At 37.5% G+C, this 21582-nt stretch carries 22 protein-coding genes; all 22 read left to right on the top strand.

The features are described 5' to 3' along the window. Nucleotides 1–191: 191 nt before the first annotated feature. The 22 genes from V7127_RS19075 to V7127_RS18970 all read left to right on the top strand — a co-directional run bounded on the left by V7127_RS19075 (nucleotide 192) and on the right by V7127_RS18970 (nucleotide 21563). Nucleotides 192–806, top strand: coding sequence for a YphA family membrane protein (locus V7127_RS19075; RefSeq protein ID WP_335354761.1), 615 nt, complete (start codon nucleotides 192–194; stop codon nucleotides 804–806). 366 nt (nucleotides 807–1172) lie between these two features. Then, on the top strand, nucleotides 1173–2483 hold the full coding sequence (gene der / locus V7127_RS19070) for a ribosome biogenesis GTPase Der (protein WP_335347299.1): 1311 nt from the start codon (nucleotides 1173–1175) through the stop codon (nucleotides 2481–2483). Nucleotides 2484–2625: 142 nt separating this feature from the next. Next, a complete protein-coding gene (locus V7127_RS19065) occupies nucleotides 2626–3678 on the top strand; it encodes an NAD(P)H-dependent glycerol-3-phosphate dehydrogenase (RefSeq protein WP_335347298.1) in 1053 nt (350 codons plus the stop codon). A 239-nt stretch (nucleotides 3679–3917) separates the two neighbouring features. Next, nucleotides 3918–4118 carry a DUF2768 domain-containing protein gene (locus tag V7127_RS19060; protein WP_335347297.1) on the top strand — a complete coding sequence of 67 codons (201 nt, stop codon included), beginning with the start codon at nucleotides 3918–3920 and terminating at the stop codon, nucleotides 4116–4118. A 40-nt stretch (nucleotides 4119–4158) separates the two neighbouring features. Then, nucleotides 4159–4872, top strand: coding sequence for a hypothetical protein (locus tag V7127_RS19055; RefSeq protein WP_335347296.1), 714 nt, complete (start codon nucleotides 4159–4161; stop codon nucleotides 4870–4872). Between the two features lie 221 nt (nucleotides 4873–5093). After that, on the top strand, nucleotides 5094–6572 hold the full coding sequence (gene spoIVA / locus V7127_RS19050; RefSeq protein ID WP_335347295.1) for a stage IV sporulation protein A: 1479 nt from the start codon (nucleotides 5094–5096) through the stop codon (nucleotides 6570–6572). Between the two features lie 361 nt (nucleotides 6573–6933). Beyond that, a complete protein-coding gene (locus V7127_RS19045; protein ID WP_066294243.1) occupies nucleotides 6934–7206 on the top strand; it encodes an HU family DNA-binding protein in 273 nt (90 codons plus the stop codon). A 165-nt stretch (nucleotides 7207–7371) separates the two neighbouring features. After that, on the top strand, nucleotides 7372–7938 hold the full coding sequence (folE, locus tag V7127_RS19040) for a GTP cyclohydrolase I FolE (protein ID WP_335347294.1): 567 nt from the start codon (nucleotides 7372–7374) through the stop codon (nucleotides 7936–7938). A 64-nt stretch (nucleotides 7939–8002) separates the two neighbouring features. Then, on the top strand, nucleotides 8003–8239 hold the full coding sequence (gene mtrB / locus V7127_RS19035) for a trp RNA-binding attenuation protein MtrB (RefSeq protein WP_335347293.1): 237 nt from the start codon (nucleotides 8003–8005) through the stop codon (nucleotides 8237–8239). Nucleotides 8240–8586: 347 nt separating this feature from the next. Next, complete coding sequence (locus tag V7127_RS19030; protein WP_335488614.1) at nucleotides 8587–9393, top strand: heptaprenyl diphosphate synthase component 1; 807 nt, start codon at nucleotides 8587–8589, stop codon at nucleotides 9391–9393. A gap of 5 nt (nucleotides 9394–9398) precedes the next feature. Continuing rightward, a complete protein-coding gene (locus tag V7127_RS19025; protein ID WP_335347509.1) occupies nucleotides 9399–10106 on the top strand; it encodes a demethylmenaquinone methyltransferase in 708 nt (235 codons plus the stop codon). Nucleotides 10107–10239: 133 nt separating this feature from the next. Then, nucleotides 10240–11202 carry a heptaprenyl diphosphate synthase component II gene (gene hepT / locus V7127_RS19020; protein WP_335488611.1) on the top strand — a complete coding sequence of 321 codons (963 nt, stop codon included), beginning with the start codon at nucleotides 10240–10242 and terminating at the stop codon, nucleotides 11200–11202. Nucleotides 11203–11320: 118 nt separating this feature from the next. Continuing rightward, complete coding sequence (gene ndk, locus V7127_RS19015) at nucleotides 11321–11767, top strand: nucleoside-diphosphate kinase (RefSeq protein WP_335347511.1); 447 nt, start codon at nucleotides 11321–11323, stop codon at nucleotides 11765–11767. 146 nt (nucleotides 11768–11913) lie between these two features. Then, nucleotides 11914–12687 carry a CheR family methyltransferase gene (locus tag V7127_RS19010; RefSeq protein ID WP_335488608.1) on the top strand — a complete coding sequence of 258 codons (774 nt, stop codon included), beginning with the start codon at nucleotides 11914–11916 and terminating at the stop codon, nucleotides 12685–12687. Nucleotides 12688–12899: 212 nt separating this feature from the next. After that, nucleotides 12900–14072, top strand: a complete 1173-nt coding sequence (aroC, locus tag V7127_RS19005; RefSeq protein ID WP_335488605.1) for a chorismate synthase — start codon at nucleotides 12900–12902, stop codon at nucleotides 14070–14072. Next, a complete protein-coding gene (gene aroB, locus V7127_RS19000) occupies nucleotides 14072–15148 on the top strand; it encodes a 3-dehydroquinate synthase (RefSeq protein ID WP_335347514.1) in 1077 nt (358 codons plus the stop codon). Before aroC ends, aroB begins: the two co-directional genes overlap by 1 nt. A 14-nt stretch (nucleotides 15149–15162) precedes the next feature. Next, a complete protein-coding gene (aroH, locus tag V7127_RS18995) occupies nucleotides 15163–15531 on the top strand; it encodes a chorismate mutase (RefSeq protein WP_335347515.1) in 369 nt (122 codons plus the stop codon). A gap of 62 nt (nucleotides 15532–15593) precedes the next feature. Continuing rightward, the gene (gene hisC, locus V7127_RS18990; protein WP_335488601.1) at nucleotides 15594–16694 is read left to right on the top strand and encodes a histidinol-phosphate transaminase; all 1101 of its coding nucleotides are present in this window, start codon (nucleotides 15594–15596) and stop codon (nucleotides 16692–16694) included. 128 nt (nucleotides 16695–16822) lie between these two features. Beyond that, complete coding sequence (locus tag V7127_RS18985) at nucleotides 16823–17929, top strand: prephenate dehydrogenase (protein WP_335354257.1); 1107 nt, start codon at nucleotides 16823–16825, stop codon at nucleotides 17927–17929. Between the two features lie 37 nt (nucleotides 17930–17966). After that, a complete protein-coding gene (gene aroA, locus V7127_RS18980; protein WP_335488598.1) occupies nucleotides 17967–19256 on the top strand; it encodes a 3-phosphoshikimate 1-carboxyvinyltransferase in 1290 nt (429 codons plus the stop codon). Nucleotides 19257–19391: 135 nt separating this feature from the next. Continuing rightward, nucleotides 19392–20285, top strand: coding sequence for a hypothetical protein (locus tag V7127_RS18975; RefSeq protein ID WP_335488595.1), 894 nt, complete (start codon nucleotides 19392–19394; stop codon nucleotides 20283–20285). An 18-nt stretch (nucleotides 20286–20303) separates the two neighbouring features. Continuing rightward, nucleotides 20304–21563 (top strand): tetratricopeptide repeat protein, encoded by a 1260-nt coding sequence (locus V7127_RS18970; RefSeq protein WP_335347341.1) that lies wholly within the window; start codon nucleotides 20304–20306, stop codon nucleotides 21561–21563. Nucleotides 21564–21582: the final 19 nt, after the last annotated feature.

Here is a 21582-nt window from a genome sequence, read left to right as displayed (position 1 = left end):
GTTGCCACAGGACGTGGCGCTGTTAGTCTGTGTTCCTATAATCGGGCCTTTACGGGCTGTTGATCCCCTACTTAGAAATTTTTGTTTTACTTAACTTCTCGAAGTGGGGATCTTACAGCCCGTTAATCTGCGATAAAAATGATTAAAGTACAACTGAAAGTGCCATAATGGGAAGGATGGGAGGTGTGGAAATGGAAGGATTGGCCTTTTATTGGCTGGCATGGATATTTTGGGTAATCGCAACCTTTTTTTTGAAAAAGGATAGCTTTATTAGGATTTGTTTATCTTTATGGTTATTAGTACTCATTATTATTTCTCCATATTCTTTTTTTCTATTCAAATATGAGATATCATACGTAAGTATTCTTTTTGCTGGCACCTTATTAGGATTAATCAGCAAATTCAAAAGATTAACAGCTGCCTATGTATTATTCAGCTCATTCATTGTTATGATAGCGTATGTTTGTTTTCATTTATTCGCACTATTTGATCCTGTATGGTTAATTTTCCCGCGAAAATGGATGCTGGCCTTGCTTATGATAGCATTAGCAATCATTTTGCATACAAATAAAGTGTATCGGTTAATCATCATTCTATTTGGTTCGATACAGGGTGAATTTCTTTATGCATACATCCTTAATAAATATTCATTTCCACATTTAATTGGTTCATATGCTTATTTGGATGGTATTACACTTGCAGCTGCTCTACTTGGTGCTTGGTCTGGGTTTGAATATTTGACTTCCTTCTATGAAAAACATATTAACCATTTAGAAAAGGAAAAAGGAAAGCAAAAATTATCGTAAATGAATTTAGAAACATTTATATAAGCAATTTATTGTACTAATAATCCGCATAATGGCGAAACAGCAAGTTATTCCAAGTTTTAATTGCTAGTAAGGTACTGCTTTGATAAACTTATAAAGTTAGGCCCTTCTCTGTACTAATAAGAAGGGTTTATTTACCTTCATTCAGCAGATGTTTCCACTAGTATAAGTGGGGATGTATGCGAACAAATTGTCAAATCCAGTAAGGGTTTAAACTCCGGCTGTATAAAGTTAAGCCTCCGGCAGATGCCTCAGATTTTTTAGAGGATACCTGAGCCAGCTTGATAAAATCTGGGCGCAATTTCGCCGAGGAGAAATTGATTAGGAAAAGAAAGGGTGATGTTCATGGCAAAGCCAGTGATTGCGATTGTCGGACGTCCAAACGTTGGAAAATCCACGATATTTAACAGAATTGTTGGAGAGCGTATATCTATTGTCGAAGATATTCCCGGAGTTACTAGGGATCGTATATACAGTTCAGCAGAATGGTTAAACCATGATTTTAATATAATTGACACAGGCGGTATTGATATTGGAGATGAGCCTTTTCTTGAGCAAATTCGCCAGCAGGCTGAAATTGCAATTGATGAGGCTGACGTCATAATCTTCTTAGCGAACGGCAGAGAAGGGGTTACGGCTGCGGATGAAGAAGTGGCAAAAATCCTTTACAGGGCAAAAAAGCCGGTCGTACTTGGCGTCAATAAAATTGATAATCCTGAAATGCGAGAGCATATTTATGATTTCTATGCTTTAGGATTTGGAGAACCTTTTCCTATCTCGGGTGCACATGGATTAGGATTAGGAGATTTACTTGATGAGGCTGCTAGACATTTTCCAAAGCATGGTCAGAAAGATTATGATGAGGATGTAATTAAATTTTCATTAATTGGCCGTCCTAATGTAGGGAAATCCTCACTTGTAAATGCTATTTTAGGCGAAGATCGAGTCATTGTCAGTAATATTGCCGGTACTACGAGAGATGCAATCGATTCTCAGCTAACTTATAATGGAGACAAGTATGTCATTATTGATACTGCTGGAATGCGCAAAAAGGGTAAGGTATATGAAACAACTGAAAAATATAGTGTTTTGCGTGCTTTAAGAGCAATTGAACGTTCAGATGTAGTCCTTGTTGTTTTAGATGGAGAAGAAGGAATTATCGAGCAGGACAAACGGATTGCAGGGTATGCTCATGAAGCTGGACGAGCTGTGGTCATTGTCGTGAATAAGTGGGATGCTGTAGAAAAAGATGAGAAAACGATGAAGGAATTTGAACAAAAGATTCGTGAGCATTTCTTGTTTCTTGATTACGCTCCGATTGTATTCCTTTCCGCAAAAACAAAAAAACGGATTCATACCCTTATTCCAATGATCAATACCGCAAGTGACAATCATTCATTGCGCGTTGAAACGAGTGTTCTGAATGATGTCATTATGGATGCGGTTGCTATGAATCCAACACCGACCGATAAAGGAAGACGCTTGAGAATTTATTATACGACTCAAGTTGCGGTGAAGCCGCCAACCTTTGTTGTTTTTGTAAATGAGCCTGAATTAATGCATTTTTCATATGAGCGGTTCTTAGAAAATAGAATTCGGGATGCCTTTGGCTTTGAAGGGACACCAATCAAGATATTTGCAAGAGAGAGAAAATAATAAAGAAGCAGCTTGATCAGGGGCTTTTGACTTCCAACGTACAGGACTTACTAGTGCCGATGCTGCCACAGGACGTGGCGTACTTCGTCAGCGAGCCCCAAGGCGCTGAGCTAAACAAATAATTTTATAAGGCAGTGATTAAATGGAGCAAAGGTTTGAACGAGTAGCTGTTGTTGGAGCGGGAAGCTGGGGAACAGCTTTGGCTATGGTTCTGGCAGATAATGGCCATGAAGTTCGTCTTTGGGGTCATAAACTCCAGCAAATAAATGAAATTAATCAATACCATACGAATAAAAAATATTTACCAGAGGTAATCCTACCTGAAGGAATTACTGGATATTTTGATCTAGAGGAAGCTTTATCGGGAGTTCATACAATTATTCTAGCTGTTCCGTCAAAAGCGATTCGTGAAACAGTCGGCAAAATTAACTTCATTTGCAAAGAGCCTTTAACCATTGTTCATGTGAGCAAGGGAATTGAGCCAGACACTTTACTTCGTATTTCTGAAATGATTGAACAGGAAATATCCCCTGAAAATTTGGACAGTATCGTCGTTCTATCAGGTCCAAGTCATGCAGAAGAGGTTGTTTTAAGGCATCCGACAACTGTGACTGTTTCATCTAAGAACATGGATGCGGCTGAAAGAATTCAAGATTTATTTATTAATCAGAATTTCCGTGTTTATACAAATCCTGATATTATCGGAGTTGAAATTGGCGGGGCATTAAAAAATATTATTGCACTAGCAGCGGGTATTACAGATGGGTTGGGCTATGGTGATAATGCAAAGGCTGCGCTAATGACTAGAGGTTTAGCAGAAATTGCCCGTTTAGGGATGAATATGGGTGCTAGTCCCCTTACATTTTCTGGTTTAACGGGAATTGGAGATTTAATTGCAACTTGTACAAGTGTTCACTCCCGAAATTGGAGGGCAGGGAATTTGCTTGGTAAGGGCCATAATTTACAAGAAGTTCTTGATAATATGGGAATGGTAGTTGAAGGTGTAAGAACAACAAAAGCTGCCAAGCAACTAGCAGAAAAATATGAAGTGAATATGCCCATTACCGATATTCTTTATGACGTTCTTTTTAATGGTGTGAATGCAAAGGAGGGAGTAGATCTTTTGATGGCACGTGGAAAAAAGAACGAAATGGAGGATTTAACGAACGTTCTTGAATCTGACTTTGACAAATAAAACGGCTCAATCCTAATATTTTTTAAATATAGGCATTCGAGGATGCGAGCCGGCTACTTTTTGCATACAATGCAACGAAGCAAACTGGTGAAATGAACAGGGTGTATGGGTTATTTAGTCTCATAAGCTTGAGTTAAAGAAATGCCCCTTTCTTTAACTCAGCTTTTTTTTTATAGTACTTTCTTTTTCAAACAGACAAGCGTATGTTATAATCATTTCGGAAAAAGGAGTTGAAAGTCATGTCACCGTCATTAATGAAAATGTGGGTTTCTCTTGCATCAATGGGCTTTATGTTTATCTCAATATTAATGATTTATTTAAGCCGTTATAAATTGGGTGGAATCTTTAAATTTCTAACTGCTATTATTGCCTATTTTTTGATGATTATATCAGGGATTATTATTGTACTAGTCGTTTTCAGCGGACCAACAAGTGATTAATTACATTATTCTTATACATAGACTAAAGGGATTGATATAAATGAAAAAAGGTTTACAGCTGCTCGGTTGTTTGCTGTTATTTATACCGCTATTATCCGGATGCATGTATCCAAAAGAACAATTAGCACAAAATAAAATTCCTTATGAAGATCAGATTAACTCTGTACAAACAGCTGTCAATTCTTATAAAGAAGCAAATAACGGACTTTTGCCTATTAAAACTAAAGATGAATCAACCCCAATATATCAAAAGTACCCTATTGATTTCAAAAAGCTTATACCTCAATTTATGGCAGAGTCGCCTGGTAATGCGTACGAATCTGGAGGGGTTTTTCAATATGTTCTAATAGATGCAGAAACAGAGCCAAAGGTCAAAATTTTTGATTTAAGAATGGCTGAAACCATTCGGGATATTAAGTTAAGAATGAAATCACAGAAGTACCCTCCTTATAAAGAACAGCTTGCAAAAAATGTTTTTACTTTGGATTTTACTAAGCTTGGCTATAAAGAAAGCCCGGTAGCATTGAGTCCTTATAGTGGAAGAAATCTGCCATTTGTGATTACAGGTGAAGCAGAGGTTTACGTTGATTACACGAGTGATCTTCATGAGGCCATGCAAAAACAGGAGTTTTCTTATAAGCAAGGGGACGATGTAAGGGAAATCCTTACGAAAGATTCTGCATTTGTTCCTGCTTATTCTTTACCGTATACAATTGATGAGGAAACAAAAAATCCAATCTTTTTAACGAAATAGGCATAACCCTTCTTCTGCAAAATATATTGTAGGAGAAGGGTTTTTTTAATGCTATTTTAACATTAAATGTAAATAAGAAAGCATAATAAGCGGAAAATGTTATCTCAAGGGGTAATTTTTTATAAAAACTGTCATAACGAGATAGGACAACATCATAAACATATAATGTCCAAACGTAATTGATAGGATAATATTATCCCACAGATTCGGGAGGGGATCACTTGGAAAAGGTAGATATTTTTAAAGATATTGCTGAAAGGACTGGCGGCGATATCTATTTCGGAGTAGTAGGAGCTGTACGTACAGGTAAATCAACTTTCATAAAAAAATTTATGGAATTAGTTGTTTTGCCAAACATGAGTAATGAAGCTGACCGTGCTCGCACCCAGGATGAACTCCCTCAAAGTGCAGCCGGAAAGACAATTATGACAACTGAGCCTAAGTTTGTACCCAATCAGGCAGCTTCTGTCCACGTGGATGAAGGCCTGGACGTTAATATTCGATTAGTTGATTGTGTAGGGTATACGGTTCCTGGTGCTAAAGGGTATGAGGACGAAAATGGCCCAAGAATGATTAATACTCCTTGGTATGAAGAGCCGATTCCGTTCCATGAAGCGGCAGAAATTGGAACTAGAAAAGTCATTCAAGAGCATTCAACCATTGGGGTCGTGATAACTACTGATGGTACAATTGGAGAAATACCTCGCAGCAATTATTTGGAGGCAGAGGAAAGAGTAATAAATGAATTAAAAGAGGTTGGAAAACCCTTCATTATGATTATTAATAGTGTACAGCCTCATCATCCAAATACAGATTCTCTAAGAAATCAGCTTTCTGAAAAGTATGATATTCCTGTGCTAGCTATGAGTGTGGAGGGCATGAGGGAATCAGACGTATTAAATGTTATGCGTGAAGCCCTGTATGAGTTCCCAGTGCTTGAAGTCAATGTAAATCTCCCAAGCTGGGTGATGGTACTTCGCGAGGATCATTGGCTAAGAGAAAGCTATCAGGAAGCTGTAAAAGAAACAGTAAAAGATATTAAGAGATTACGGGATGTTGATAGGGTCGTCCATCAATTCAGTGATTTTGATTTTATTGATCGGGCGGGACTAGCAGGCATCGAAATGGGTCAAGGTGTAGCAGAAATTGACTTATATGCCCCAGACGATCTTTATGATGAAGTATTAAAAGAGATTGTGGGAGTAGAAATTCGCGGCAAAGATCATTTATTAGAATTAATGCAAGATTTTGCCCATGCCAAAAGGGAGTTTGATCAAATTTCAGATGCATTGAAAATGGTAAAACAAACTGGCTATGGGATTGCGGCCCCATCATTGTCCGACATGAGCCTTGATGAACCGGAAATCACACGCCATGGCTCGCGGTTTGGGGTAAGACTTAAAGCAGTAGCTCCATCCATTCATATGATTAAGGTTGATGTAGAATCAGAGTTTTCTCCAATCATTGGAACAGAAAAGCAAAGTGAAGAACTCGTTCGCTATTTAATGCAGGATTTCGAGGATGATCCTTTATCAATTTGGAATTCCGATATTTTTGGCCGCAGCCTTAGCTCGATTGTTCGAGAAGGAATTCAGGCAAAGCTTTCGATGATGCCTGAAAATGCAAGATATAAATTAAAAGAGACACTAGAAAGAATTATAAATGAAGGATCAGGCGGTTTAATAGCCATTATTTTATAAGACTCCACTCGGGGTCTTTTTTTGTTTTTTTATATAATATGACAAATAAACAAAAAATTAGGCGGTAAATGGGTGTAAAAAGAAAACTTTCCCAATAAAACGTGAATTATTCTTGATAACACGAAATGATTGTGATAATCTTTTAACAGAATTACCGTTGTGACATCCTAAACCCTTAGTAATAAAGGTTTTTTGGAGAAATGGTTTGAAAACTTCATCCATTTAATTTATTATGAGACATGTTAAACAAAAATTTGTTACAACGTTTAGAATTCAGTAATTTTGTTTACAAATGTAAGTAAGAATGCTTAATATGTCTAATTTAAGTCACCCATTTATATTTTTGGGAGGAGGTGAAACCATGAACAAGACAGAACTAATTAACGCAGTTGCTGAGAGCAGTGAACTTTCTAAAAAGGACGCTACTAAAGCAGTTGATGCAGTATTTGATGCAATCCTAGATGCTTTAAAAGCTGGTGATAAAGTACAATTAATTGGTTTCGGAAACTTTGAAGTTCGTGAGCGTGCTGCCCGTAAAGGACGCAACCCGCAAACTGGCGAAGAAATCGAAATCGCTGCAAGCAAAGTTCCTGCATTCAAACCAGGAAAAGCATTGAAAGATGCTGTTAAATAAGTACATACAAGTGCTTAAACAAAGCCTAAGTTAAAAACCGCGATCATTCGCGGTTTTTTTTATATCAATGCCCCCCTGCATTTCTTTTTGCTTGTAATGAAAATAATATGCTAATATGGAAATATTGGAGTTTAAGAAAGCAAGATTGTCTGAGGGGGAAGTTTGATGTCGAACGTAAATCGTGCGCAGATAGAAGATGCCGTACGTTTAATATTAGAAGCAGTCGGGGAAGATCCAAACCGTGAAGGATTATTAGATACACCAAAGCGAGTAGCAAAAATGTATGAAGAGGTGTTTGCAGGATTAAATCAGGATCCGAAAGAATACTTCGAGACCATTTTTAGCGAAGATCATGAAGAGTTAGTGTTAGTAAAGGACATCCCTTTCTATTCACTTTGTGAGCACCACCTTGTACCTTTTTACGGAAAAGCACATGTTGCATATATTCCTAGAAATGGCCGAGTTGCAGGATTAAGTAAATTGGCTAGGGCAGTGGAGGCAGTTGCGAAACGTCCACAGCTTCAGGAACGAATTACTTCTACAGTGGCGGATGCGATTTTAGAGAAGCTTGAGCCAAATGGAGTAATGGTTGTAGTGGAAGCTGAACATATGTGCATGACGATGCGCGGAGTGAAAAAGCCGGGCTCCAAAACAGTTACAACTGCTGTTAGAGGTACATTCTCAGAAGATGATAAAGCACGTGCTGAAGTTTTAGCTTTAATCAAGTTTTAATCCATTAAGCTAAGAATGAGAGAATTCTTCTTGACGCTTAAATAATCGCTAAAAGGGTGTTAGTATGGATAAGAAAAATCCCAATGGAAATGATTATATCGTTATTAAGGCAAAGGAAGACGGTGTCAATGTCATAGGTTTAACAAGAGGAACTGATACTAGATTTCATCATTCGGAAAAACTGGATCAAGGTGAAGTCATGATTGCTCAGTTCACAGAGCATACTTCCGCCATTAAAATAAGAGGAAGCGCGAAAATCCTGACATCTTATGGTGAGATAGACAGCGAAGCGAAAAAATAACTTTATCGCAGATTAACGAGCTGTAAGATCCCCACTTCAAAATGTTGTTTAAAACAATAAATTCTACTTGGGGATCAACAGCCCGTAAAGGCCCGATTGGTTCAACTAACATTTAGCGGGGATAAAGCGCCCCATTAAATGAAGTTTCACTTTAATCCATTTGCAGGCTTTTATATGTAAGACTTTAGTTTTTCCGGAAAATCTCCTATTAAGGTATTCTAAGTTGTGATATAATTGTCCTGCCTTATGGATATTAGATATGTGTAATAAATGTAAAAAAGAAGAAAATGATAATAACGCACTGATGAAGAAAACTTAAGGAAATCAAGGGTGATCGCATGCTAGACATGAATGTGAAAATGGAAATTGTTAAGGAGCAAATCGAAAAAAAGATACGGCACCCTTATTTACTTAAATACATAGAATCTCCAAATATAGATGAAGATAAGCTATTACTTCTAGTTACGGTTCTTGATCATGTTAATCTTCCTGAAGAAAGGCTAAGAAACTTTGCTATTACAACGATGCTGATTCAAATTGCGCTTGATACACATGAATTAGTAACGAATGAAGAGCTGGACTCAGATCAACTAAAAGACAGGCAGCTAACAGTTCTCGCCGGTGTGTATTATAGCGGTTTATATTATAAGATTCTTGCCGAACTTGAAGATATCCCCTTGATTAAATCGCTGGCTACAGGTATTAAAGAAGTAAATGAAAATAAGATTTCTGTTTATCAAACAGCAGTTGAAGCAGTTGATATATTAATGGAAAGTGTAAAAAAGATTGAATCCTCATTATTTGAAAAGGTAATTGATTTAATAGAGGATCCGAATTGGAACGAATTTGCCTCTAACCTTTTATTTAGAAAAAGATTGTTGATGGAAAAGATGAGATTTTTAAAAGGTGAGACATCAATCGTTTTTGAGGCACTGAAAAAATTGTTACTACCTAAAAATCAAAATACCGAGCTATGTGAAGAGCAGCAGCACTTATTGATTCACACGTGCGACAGGTATCTTAATAGCTCAAAGCAATTAATTGATAAATATATGAGCAAACTCCCGAATCTGAATGAACCGATGAAGCAAAGAGCATATGCAATCATTAGTCAGCATCAGCCCGCAGAAAATATATTTGTGGAGGAAGGTTAGAAGGCATGCAACAATCAAAAGAAGAGCGCGTCCATCATGTTTTTGAGAAGATCTATGACAATTATGACAAGATGAATTCCGTCATTAGCTTTCAGCAGCATTTAAGATGGCGTAAGGACACCATGAAACGCATGAATGTCCAAAAAGGTTCCAAAGCATTAGACCTTTGCTGTGGAACTGCTGATTGGACTATTAGCTTGGCAGAGGCAGTAGGAACTGAGGGAGAAGTGGTAGGCCTTGATTTCAGCAAAAACATGCTGAAAATCGGTGAGCAAAAGGTAAAAGAGCTGAATTTGAAGCAAGTTAAGCTCGTTCATGGCAATGCAATGGAACTGCCATTCCCCGATCACTCCTTTGATTATGTGACAATAGGCTTTGGACTCCGAAATGTGCCGGATTATTTGCAAGTATTAAAGGAAATGCGCCGCGTGCTTAAACCTGGTGGTATGGCTGTTTGCCTTGAAACATCTCAGCCAACGATGTTTGGCTATAAACAAGCATATTACCTTTATTTCCGCTTTATCATGCCTATGTTCGGAAAAATATTTGCAAAAAGCTATAAAGAGTATTCATGGTTACAAGAATCAGCCCGCGATTTCCCTGGTATGAAGGAGCTTGCAAACATGTTCGAAGAAGCTGGTTTTGTCAAAGTAACATATAAACCGTACAGCGGTGGAGTTGCAGCGGTGCACATTGGAAGTAAAGAAAAATAAAACTTTTTTCTGAATGCTTTTTTCATAGAAATTAATGTCCGGACGGATCCAATGAAGAACTTCTGGCTCGATTTGTACGTCCTCTAATGTATGGAAGCTGCAGACAGGATTTTAAGCTGGGTGAGTATGGGAAATGAAGTTAAAAATGATGTATTCATTTCTAAATTCCGATTTAAAAAATATAGAGCAAACACTCGAAGAGACAGTTCAAGCGGAGTCTCCTTTATTACACCAAGCATCCTTGCATTTATTAAAAGCTGGGGGAAAGAGAATCCGCCCCGTTTTTGTTTTGCTTGCTGGCAAGTTTGGCGCTTACGACATTAACAAAATAAAAAATGTGGCTGTTGCGCTTGAGTTAATTCACATGGCTTCCCTCGTTCATGATGATGTCATTGATGATGCAGAATTAAGACGGGGAAAGCCAACAATTAAAGCCAAATGGGATAATAAAGTCGCCATGTACACAGGGGACTATATTTTTGCTCGTGCTTTGGAACTGATTACAGATATTGAGAATCCATTTACTCATCAGATTTTGTCAAACACGTTAGTTGAACTTTGTATTGGTGAGATTGAACAGATTCAGGATAAATATAATTTTGAACAAAATATTCGCGATTACTTCCGAAGAATAAAGCGGAAGACAGCGATACTCATTGCTGTAAGCTGCCAGCTTGGGGCAATTGCAGCTGACGTTGATGAAAAGGTCCACATAAAGCTGTATCGCTTTGGGTATTATGTTGGAATGTCCTATCAGATTATTGATGACGTCCTTGACTTTACAGGCACGGAAAAAGAGCTCGGGAAACCAGCTGGAGATGACCTTCATCAAGGCAATATTACTTTACCGGTCTTTTTTGCCATGGAGGATGCAGAAATTCGAAAAGAGATTATTAAAGTTCGTGAAACGACAGAACGAAGTGATATGGAAAGAATCATTTCGCTCATTAAGAACTCTGGCGCCATCGAAAGATCTCTTCAAGTCAGTGATTTATATTTAAATAAGGCACTGGATATATTAAAAGAACTCCCGCAAAATCGTGCAAAGAAAACACTAATCGATATTGCGAAAGTGATTGGCAAAAGAAGTTTTTAATCACGATTTGGTCGATGTTTCTCCATTGACCTTGTATTATCTTCAAAACAATGTTAATATTTTCGTGGATTATCGTATTAGGATAATTCACTATACATAGCTTTAGGAGTTGACATTTATGGAAAAAACATTTTTAATGGTTAAGCCTGACGGCGTTCAACGTAATTTAATTGGTGAGATCGTTGCTCGTTTCGAAAAGAAAGGTTTTCAACTTGTTGGTGGAAAGCTTATGAGCATCTCTAAGGAACTTGCTGAGCAGCATTATGGTGAGCACAAAGAGCGTCCTTTCTTCGGAGAATTAGTAGATTTCATCACTTCTGGCCCTGTTTTCGCAATGGTATGGGAAGGCGAAAATGTAATTGCAACAGCTCGTCAAATGATGGGAGCAACTAATCCAAAAGATTCAGCACCAGGTACAATCCGTGGTGATTTCGCAGCTACTGTAGGAAAAAATATTATTCACGGTTCTGATTCACCTGAAAGTGCAGAACGTGAAATTGGCTTATTCTTCAAACAAGAAGAACTTGTAGAATACTCAAAGTTAATGAATGAGTGGATTAACTAAATGGAAAAAGTGCTCGCAAACATTGCGGGTGCTTTTTTTTGTTATAATCCCTTTTTGAAACAAATTTTGGTCCTTTTTGTCAAATTTTCAGCTATACTTACTTTATATGAGAATAGAATGAATATATGCTTAGGGGAGAAGGGCAAATGTCTAGTGATTATCAAAGCTTTATTGTAAATATAAAGAAGAAAACAGGAATTGACCTATCTTTATATAAGGAAGCACAAATGAAAAGGAGACTCCTATCTCTTTATGAAAAAAAGGGATATAAGACCTTTCAAGAGTTTTTTGAAGCAATAAGAATGGATAATCAGCTTTTAAATGAATTTTTGGATAGAATGACTATTAACGTTTCTGAATTTTATCGAAATTCAAAAAGGTGGGAGGTGCTAGAGAATAAAATACTTCCTAAATTGCTGGCTAATAATAGACGGTTAAAAATATGGAGTGCTGCTTGCTCCACTGGTGAAGAGCCTTACACGTTAGCCATGGTAATGTCAAATTTTATGTCATTATCCCAAGTGCAAATATTGGCGACAGATATTGATGAAAATGTCATTGCGAGAGCAAAAATTGGTACATACCCTGAAAGATCATTGAATGAAGTCCCAGAAGATATGAAGAAGAAATACTTTGTGAAGGACGGAAGCTTTTATAAAGTGTCAGATGAAATCAAAAAAACTGTAACCTTTAGAAATCAAAATTTGCTTTCAGATCCATTTGGCGGACCATTTGATCTCATTGTGTGCCGGAATGTCCTCATTTATTTTACGGAAGAGGCGAAGGATACGCTTTATAATAAATTTAGCAACGCTTTAAAAACAGATGGCATTTTTTTTGTTGGCAGCACAGAGCAAATATTTAATCCTAGCAAATATGATTTTGAATCGGAGGATACATTCTTCTACAGAAAAAAATAAAGATCAGAAGTCTGTTTAGATGCAGGCTTCTTTCTTTTAGAAGTTTATATTTTTTTGTGTTGAAAATGCCGGCCTTCCTTGAATGGATTGTACGTAATAATTATTGTTTTTTTGCAAAAAATTAAATGAATTTTCTATTTTTACTATTCATATTTTTGCCGATATGTTATATTGGTACATAATTCTTTAATGAGTTGAAGGGGGAAAGAGTTTTGAGATATTTGACTTCAGGTGAATCACATGGACCGCAGCTGACCGCTATTATTGAGGGGCTGCCAGCGGGGTTGCCTTTGCTTACTTCTGATATAAATATAGAATTAGCTAGACGTCAAAAAGGACATGGCCGAGGCAGAAGAATGCAAATTGAAAAGGATACAGTACAAATTACTGGGGGAGTTAGGCACGGATACACTTTAGGATCCCCAGTTGCATTAGTCGTTGAAAATAACGATTGGAAGCACTGGACGAAAATTATGGGTCAAGATCCTATTGCTCCAGAAGAAGAAGAAGAGATAAAAAGAAAAATTACTCGTCCTCGCCCTGGGCACGCTGATTTGAATGGTGCTCTAAAATATGGACATAGAGACATGAGAAATGTTCTTGAACGCTCTTCAGCAAGAGAAACGACTGTAAGGGTGGCTGCAGGGGCAGTTGCCAAAAAGCTATTAGCTGAGCTTGGAATAAATATCGCTTCTCATGTTGTAGAAATTGGCGGAATTAAATCCGCAGTCAGAGAATACGAAACTCTTGAAAAGCTGAAGGAGATTTCAGAAGACTCACCAGTTCGCTGCATAGATCCTGATGCAGCACAGCAAATGATGAAAGCTATTGATGATGCAAAAGAGCAAGGTGATTCTATTGGCGGTATTGTTGAAGTCATCGTTGAAGGCATGCCTCCAGGAGTCGGCAGCTATGTTCACTATGATCGTAAGCTTGACGCTAAATTATCAAGCGGGATGATGAGCATCAATGCCTTTAAAGGTGTAGAGATTGGGATCGGCTTTGAAGCGGCAAGTAAGCCAGGCAGCGAAGTTCATGATGAAATTGCATGGAGCCAGGAACAAGGCTATTACCGTAAAACGAATCGTTTAGGCGGCTTAGAAGGCGGAATGTCAACAGGTATGCCGATTGTAGTAAGGGGAGTCATGAAGCCTATTCCTACTTTATATAAACCGCTTCAAAGTGTGGATATTGAAACGAAGGAGCCATTTGCAGCAAGCATTGAGAGGTCTGACAGCTGTGCCGTTCCTGCAGCAGCAGTAGTAGCAGAGAATGTTATAGCCTGGGAATTAGCAGCAGCGATCGTGGATCAATACTACTCGGACCGGTTTGAAACATTAAAGGAAATTATTGATCAGCAGAGAGCGTTTGCGAGGGAATTCTAATGGATGCGGTAACCATTGAAACGAATTCGAAAACATATCCTGTATATGTTGGCGCAGGGGTTATCGAGCAAATAAGCTCATTTATTCAAGATAAATTCCCTTCCTTAACAACGATTATGGTTTTGACTGATGAAACAGTTGCAGAGCTTTATTTAGATGACATGAAAGCTGCCATATCCAATTTCAAATCGGAAATCTGCATCGTTCCAAGCGGAGAAAAAGCGAAAACCTTTGATGTATATTATCAGTCATTAAGTTTTGCGTTAGAAAAAAAGCTGGACAGAAAATCAATACTGATTGCATTTGGTGGTGGAGCAATTGGAGACCTTGGAGGATTTGTAGCTTCGACATTCATGCGAGGAATCCCTTTTCTCCAAGTGCCAACGACAATCTTAGCTCATGATAGCGCAGTTGGCGGGAAAGTCGCTATCAATCATCCATTGGGAAAAAATATGATTGGCGCTTTTTATCAGCCGGAAGCTGTATTCTATGATTTGCATTTTCTGCGATCGCTACCGCTGAAAGAAAGACGATCTGGTTTTGCTGAAGTCATAAAGCATAGCTTAATTCATGATCCGTCCTTTTATGATTGGCTGTTAACTCATGTAAATTCTCTAGATGAACTTGGTGGAGAGGATTTACAATATGCTTTAGTTAAGGGAATTGAAATTAAGAACTATTTTGTTTCTATGGATGAGAAAGAGTCTGGAATCCGTGCTTACTTAAATTTTGGCCATACGCTTGGCCATGCGATTGAAGCTGAAATGGGCTACGGCAAATGGACACATGGGGAATCAATATTGATCGGCATGCTATTTGCATTGCAACTAAGCGATAACATAACGGGTTTATCCTTTAATATGGAGCCGTTAAAAAATTGGCTCGCTCGTCTAGGCTATGAAACCAAAATACCTAAAGCACTGACGATACAAAATTTAATTGAGCGAATGAAACAAGATAAAAAGTCAATCGGTCAAAAAGTAAACTTTGTTCTATTAAAGGAAATCGGTAACCCCGAATTATTTGAGGTTTCAGAAGCGGAATTGATCAAGCAGCTAGAATATTTTCAAAAATAAAGGAGGGGTTGCATGTGATACGCGGCGTAAGAGGAGCTACTACAATAAATGAAAACAATGAAAAAGAAATTATTGAAGCTACAGAGATTTTGCTGAGGAAGATGATTGAGGAAAATTCGATCGATGCTGAGATGGTTGCATCTGTCTTCATTTCAGTGACAGAGGATATCACAGCAGTATTCCCTGCCAAAGCAATGAGATTAATAGAGGGCTGGAAGTATGTCCCTGTTATGTGTATGAGAGAGATTCCAGTCGATTCCTCATTAGAAAAATGTATCCGTGTCATGATGCATGTGAATACAAATATTTCACAAAAAGATATTAGTCATATTTACTTAGGAGACGCCATTAAATTAAGACCTGATTTAAATACTGCAGAATAGTATTAAAATTAATCTTTTATACATTGATTTTTAATGACATTCAAAAGAAAAGGTGAATCATTATGAAATGGAAAGAGCAGTTGCTTCATTTATCTCCTTATCAGCCTGGGAAACCAATCGATGAAGTAAAAAGACAGTATGGTTTGGAAAAAATTATAAAATTGGCATCCAATGAAAATCCGTTCGGATGCTCTGAAAATGTGATTGCTGCTATCAATTGTTCTTCAGCATCATTTCCTTTTTATCCAGACGGAAATGCTACTAATTTAAGAGAAATGATTGCTGATTATTTCCATTTAAGCCCATCACAATTTATTTTTGGCAATGGGGCTGATAACCTCATCCAAATTATTTCAAGGGCTCTTTTAAAGCCAGGCACTAACACAGTAATGGCTACACAAACCTTTTCGCAGTATAAGCATAACGCTGTCATTGATGGTGCAGAGGTTAGGGAAATTCCTCAAATAAACGGAGAACATGACCTAGATGGAATGCTGCAGGCTATAGACGAGTCAACTTCAGTAGTGTGGGTTTGTAACCCAAATAATCCGACAGGAACATATATAGGTGAAGATCGATTAGTTTCATTCTTAGAGAAAGTGCCGAATGAAATTCTCGTTGTCATTGATGAAGCCTATTTTGACTATGCTGTTGCTGAAGACTATAGCAGTTCGGTACATTTACTGGATCCTTTTCCAAATATGATCGTCTTGCGTACATTCTCAAAAATTTATGGCCTTGCAAGCCTTCGTGTTGGATTCGGGATTAGCCAACCTGAAATCATTAAAGTTTTAGAACCAGCAAGAGAACCTTTTAATGTTAATACAATGGCCCAAGCAGCAGCAGTTGCAGCTCTTGAAGACAAGGAGTATGTTGATTTCTGCAGACAAAAAAACCGTGAGGGTCTGGAACAATTTTATGCATTTTGTGAGGAGAAGGGCTTAAGCTATTACCCCTCACAAGCAAACTTTATCCTCATTGATTTTAACAAGGACGGAAACGAAGTATTTCAATATTTGCTCGAAAGAGGATATATCGTTCGTTCAGGCAAGGCACTTGGTTTCCCTACATGTGTGAGGGTGACAGTTGGTTCAAAGGAGCAAAATGAAGGTGTTATGCAGGTTATGGCTGAATTACTAGCTGAAAAGACAATCATTTCATAAGAAAACAATTATTTATTAGAAATCAGAGGCTGCTATAGCCTCTGAAGCTTTTTTCCCTAATTACCATATATTTAGCCAGTAAATGTGCTTTTACAATGGATAACTCAATCATAAAGGTGGTGAGCCGCTTGAAAGGCCGTGTACTTATTATAGGTTTAGGATTAATTGGAGGATCCTTGGCACTATGCATTAAAAAGACTCACAAGGATGCAGTTGTCGTTGGTTTTGATGCGAACGAAGAACAGACAAAGCTTGGAAGGATGCTTGGGGTGATTGATGAAATTGCCATTTCAATTGAAGAAGCTGCTGAACATGCTGACCTGATTTTAATTGCTACTCCAGTAAAAGTAACCGAAAAGATATTTAAAATCCTAGAAAATATTCCATTAAAGAATCAAGTTATTATTTCAGATGCAGGCAGTACGAAAAAGGAAATCGTTCAATTGGCTGACGCTTTTAAGAAAAGGGGAATCAGTTTTATTGGCGGGCATCCAATGGCTGGGTCACACAAAAGCGGTGTAACTGCTGCAAAATCGATCCTTTTTGAAAATGCCTTTTATATTTTTACGCCTGAAGATCATATTTCAAACAGTAAGCTACAGGAACTGCAAAATTGGCTTTCTGGGACAAAAGCAAGATTTATTACCTTATCCCCACAGGAACATGATTATTTAACAGGAGTTATCAGTCATTTTCCGCATATTATTGCAGCCTCTCTCGTTCATCAAGCTGAGAAAACAAGTGCAAAGCAAAAGCTAGTACCAAGTTTGGCAGCTGGAGGCTTTCGAGATGTGACAAGAATCGCATCTAGCAGTCCTGAAATGTGGAGAGACATTTTACTGCATAATAAAGAAGTTATGTTACATCTTCTTGATGATTGGCAAAAAGAAATGCAGAAAGTTACTAACATGCTTGCCGAAGAAAATGAACATGAAATTTATCATTATTTTCATCGTGCTAAGCAATTTCGTGATGAATTGCCACAAAAAGAAAAAGGAGCTATCCCATCTTTTTACGATCTGTTTGTTGATATCCCTGACTATCCAGGTGTAATTTCTGAGATTACAGGATATTTAGCAAAAGAGGATATCAGCATTACTAATATTCGAATCCTGGAAACTCGAGTGGATATTAATGGAATCCTAATTATTAGTTTCCAAACAGAAGAAGATCGTGCGCGTGCAGAGGTTTGTATTCATAATTACACTAATTTTGAAACCTCTGTAGGAATTTAAGTTTGGGAGAAAAAAGCATATATAAGGGGTGTTTTTTTTGAAGCCAATTAAATTAAAGACCAGTATTCCTTCTTTAAGGGGATCAATCAATATTCCAGGTGATAAATCAATCTCCCACCGATCCATCATGTTTGGGGCTATTGCTGAAGGGAAAACGACCGTTACAAACTTTTTGCTCGGGGAGGATTGTTTAAGTACAATCGCTTGCTTTAAAAAATTAGGTATATCCATCCAGCAACTAGAGGATAAAGTGATCATTGAAGGAAACGGCATTGATGGGCTAAAGGAACCTTCAGATATATTAGATGTCGGAAATTCGGGAACAACTATTCGATTATTGTTAGGCATTCTTGCTGGACGGTCTTTTCATTCTGTATTAGTTGGAGACGAATCGATTGGGAAAAGACCGATGACTAGGGTGACAAAGCCATTACAAACGATGGGAGCAGTCATACAGGGCAGGAAGAATGGTGAATATACACCCATTTCCATTTCAGGCGGCTCGTTAAAACCAATGGAATATTCATTACCTGTTGCAAGTGCCCAAGTTAAGTCTTCTCTGTTGTTTGCGGGATTACAGGCTAATGGGACTACAACTATCATAGAGCCAGTGAAAACTAGGGATCATACTGAAAGAATGATAAATAAGTTTGGCGGCTCGATTGAAGTGGATGAACGTACAATTCGCATTAAAGGTGATCAGAAGCTTACAGGAACTGATATACATGTTCCAGGCGACATTTCATCTGCGGCTTTCTTCCTCGTTGCAGGGGCTATCGTGCCTAATAGCTGTATAACATTAAAAAATGTTGGCTTAAATCCGACAAGAACGGGAATTATTGATGTTTTGAAAGCAATGGGCGCTGATATGACCATTGTTCCTTATGAAGACGATACATTTGAACCGTGTGGAGATATTACGATTAAAACATCGACTCTAAAGGGAATCACGATTGAAGGCGACCTAATTCCAAGACTGATTGATGAAATCCCTATTATCGCTCTACTAGCTTCACAAGCTGAGGGTGAAACTGTTATTAAAGATGCTGAGGAATTAAAGGTGAAAGAGACAAATCGGATAGATACGGTAGTAAATGAGCTAACGAAACTTGGAGCAGATATTGAAGCAACAGAGGATGGAATGATTATTAAAGGAAATTCTCAATTGAACGGTGGAATCGTTTCAAGTTACGGTGATCATAGAATTGGAATGATGCTTGCCATCGCCGCAGCTATATGTAAGGAAGAGGTATTCCTCAAAAATGAAGAGTCAATTTATATCTCTTATCCTTCATTTTTTACACATTTAGAAAGTCTTAGTAAGTAAATATTATTCAGGGGCTGCGTATCAGCCTCTTTTTGTTTTGTTACAAATATTAAATTGAGAATAACTTCTAAATAAATAATCATAAATATTAATATTTTTCATAGCTTGTCTTAAGACCGTATAAAGGGTGGTTTTATGACATATATCATTGAAAACGCCAATATTCTTAAGGACCAGAAATTAACGAAAGCCTCACTTTTAATTGATAACGGATCCATAGTATCAATTAAACCAGACTTTAAAAGGTATAAGTATATAAAAATGAATGCTGAACCATTTATAATGGCCCCCACTTCAATCCTGTTTAAAAAAGATTTTCCGTTAGAAATATCTTTTCAGGAAATGAAAAAATTTTATATGGAAGAATTTATTCTAAAAGGATGCACGACCTTCATAACAGTGGCAGCTGTGAAGCATGAGTATGAATTATCAGCTGCAATTAAACGTTTAAAAATACATCTGCTAAATAGCCCAATTGATTTTATTATAGGTGTTCGGATACCAATCCGGCTATTAACCCAATCTTTTTTAAGAAAGTGTAAGCAGGAAAAAGTTCCCGCTATCTTTGTTGAGATTAATCAAGTGTACGAGCTGTTCAATTTGCCTTGGGGATGGCTTCGGGAGGCTATGTTTCCTTATAACAGCCCCCTAATACCAATATTTATGAATGCTAATAAACAGGACGCAAATGAATGGAAAAGGCTCATGAAAGAAGAAAAAATCCCGTTTGTACAGGAAGAATTACAAGAAGATAAGCCCATCCCAAAAGACGTTTTATGTAAGATGGGGATTTATCCATTCAAGGCAAGCATTTATCAAGGGTGCGAATTGTCTTATAATTACTATTTGCAAAGCAGAGAAATACGAAAAATTGAAGAATCTCAATTGTTTCATTATCATAGAGATAAGTTAGTCATTACAGTTCAAAATGGATTTGTTATCCGTTCTGGCCATGATGTTGTTTATAGGCCTGGATATGGCAAGCATGTTAAAATAAAAACACCATCATTTTTTAAGATTGACGTATAGACGTGAAAGGAACTTACTATGGAGAAAATAAATGAAATTATTAAATTGCTTGAAAACGGTCAACATGAAGAAGCGTTGACCCATTATAAGAGAATTTTATTAAATGGATCTCATGAAGAAAGATATGTTCTAGGTGAGGAATTACTTCACTACGGATTTCTGGAGGAAGCAAAAAAAATATTCGAAAGACTGCTTGAATCTTATCCGGAAGAGGGAGAATTGCTTGTCCTTTTAGCAGAAACTCATATTGATCTTGGAGAAGAGGATGAAGCAATACTCGTTTTAGAGAAAGTACAAGAGGAAGATCCAAGTTTCCCGCAATCGCTATTGCTGCTTGCTGATCTTTATCAAATGGAAGGTTTATATGAGGTGAGTGAACAAAAGCTGTTAAAAGCAAAGTCCATTTTGCCTAAAGAGGTAATTGTTGATTTTGCACTTGGCGAACTTTACGGAGAACAAGGCAGATTTCTCGAAGCTGCAAAAATCTATAGACAAGTTCTTAATACAGATGAAATCATTGCAGGTGTGAATGTTAATCAGAGGCTAGCAGAGGTTCTTAGCGTGGGAGGAGCATTCGAGGAGTCTTTGCCTTACTACGAAAAAGCTATGGAGGATAAACTTGAAATTAATACACTGTTTAGCTATGCATTTACTGCACTGCAAGCAGGATATAATAGAACGGCCATCGAAAAGTTTAATGAATTAAAGGAGCTTGATCCCGAATATCATTCCTTATATATCAATCTTTCCAAGGCTTACGAGCGTGAAGAGGAATTAGAAGACAGCTTTAATGCGATTAAGATGGGAATTCAATATGATGAATATAATAAAGAGCTTTATTTATATGGCGGTAAACTTGCGCTAAAGTTAGGCAAGGAACAGGAAGCAGAAAATTTATTAAGAGAGGCGCTTGCACTTGACCCAGAATATATTGAAGCAGGGGCCAGCTTAACAAAGCTTTTTCTTAGGCAGGAAAGAAATAAAGATGTTTTGGAAATTACGGAATTGTTAAGTGATTTTGAGGAAGAGGAGCCGCAGCTTATTTGGGATTCAGCCTTAGCCCATCACCAGCTTGAAGAATATTCATTGGCATTAAACAAATACAATCGTGCATATACTTTCTTTAAGGAAGAGCCGGATTTTCTAATAGATTACGGAAATTTTTTAATTGAGGAAGGAAAAAGCACTGAAGCTGCCGAAGTTTTTAGTAAATTAGTAAAACTTGAGCCAGGCATCATTGAATATCAGGAAATACTACAAAGACTCTTGGATCAATGAAAAAAGTGAAATGGGCTTA

Source organism: Bacillus sp. JJ1773 (assembly GCF_036962035.1).
Taxonomy (GTDB): Bacteria; Bacillota; Bacilli; order Bacillales; family Cytobacillaceae; genus Cytobacillus.
The sequence above is the reverse complement of the archived record's forward strand: the minus strand, read 5'-3'. Positions and strand labels throughout refer to the sequence as shown.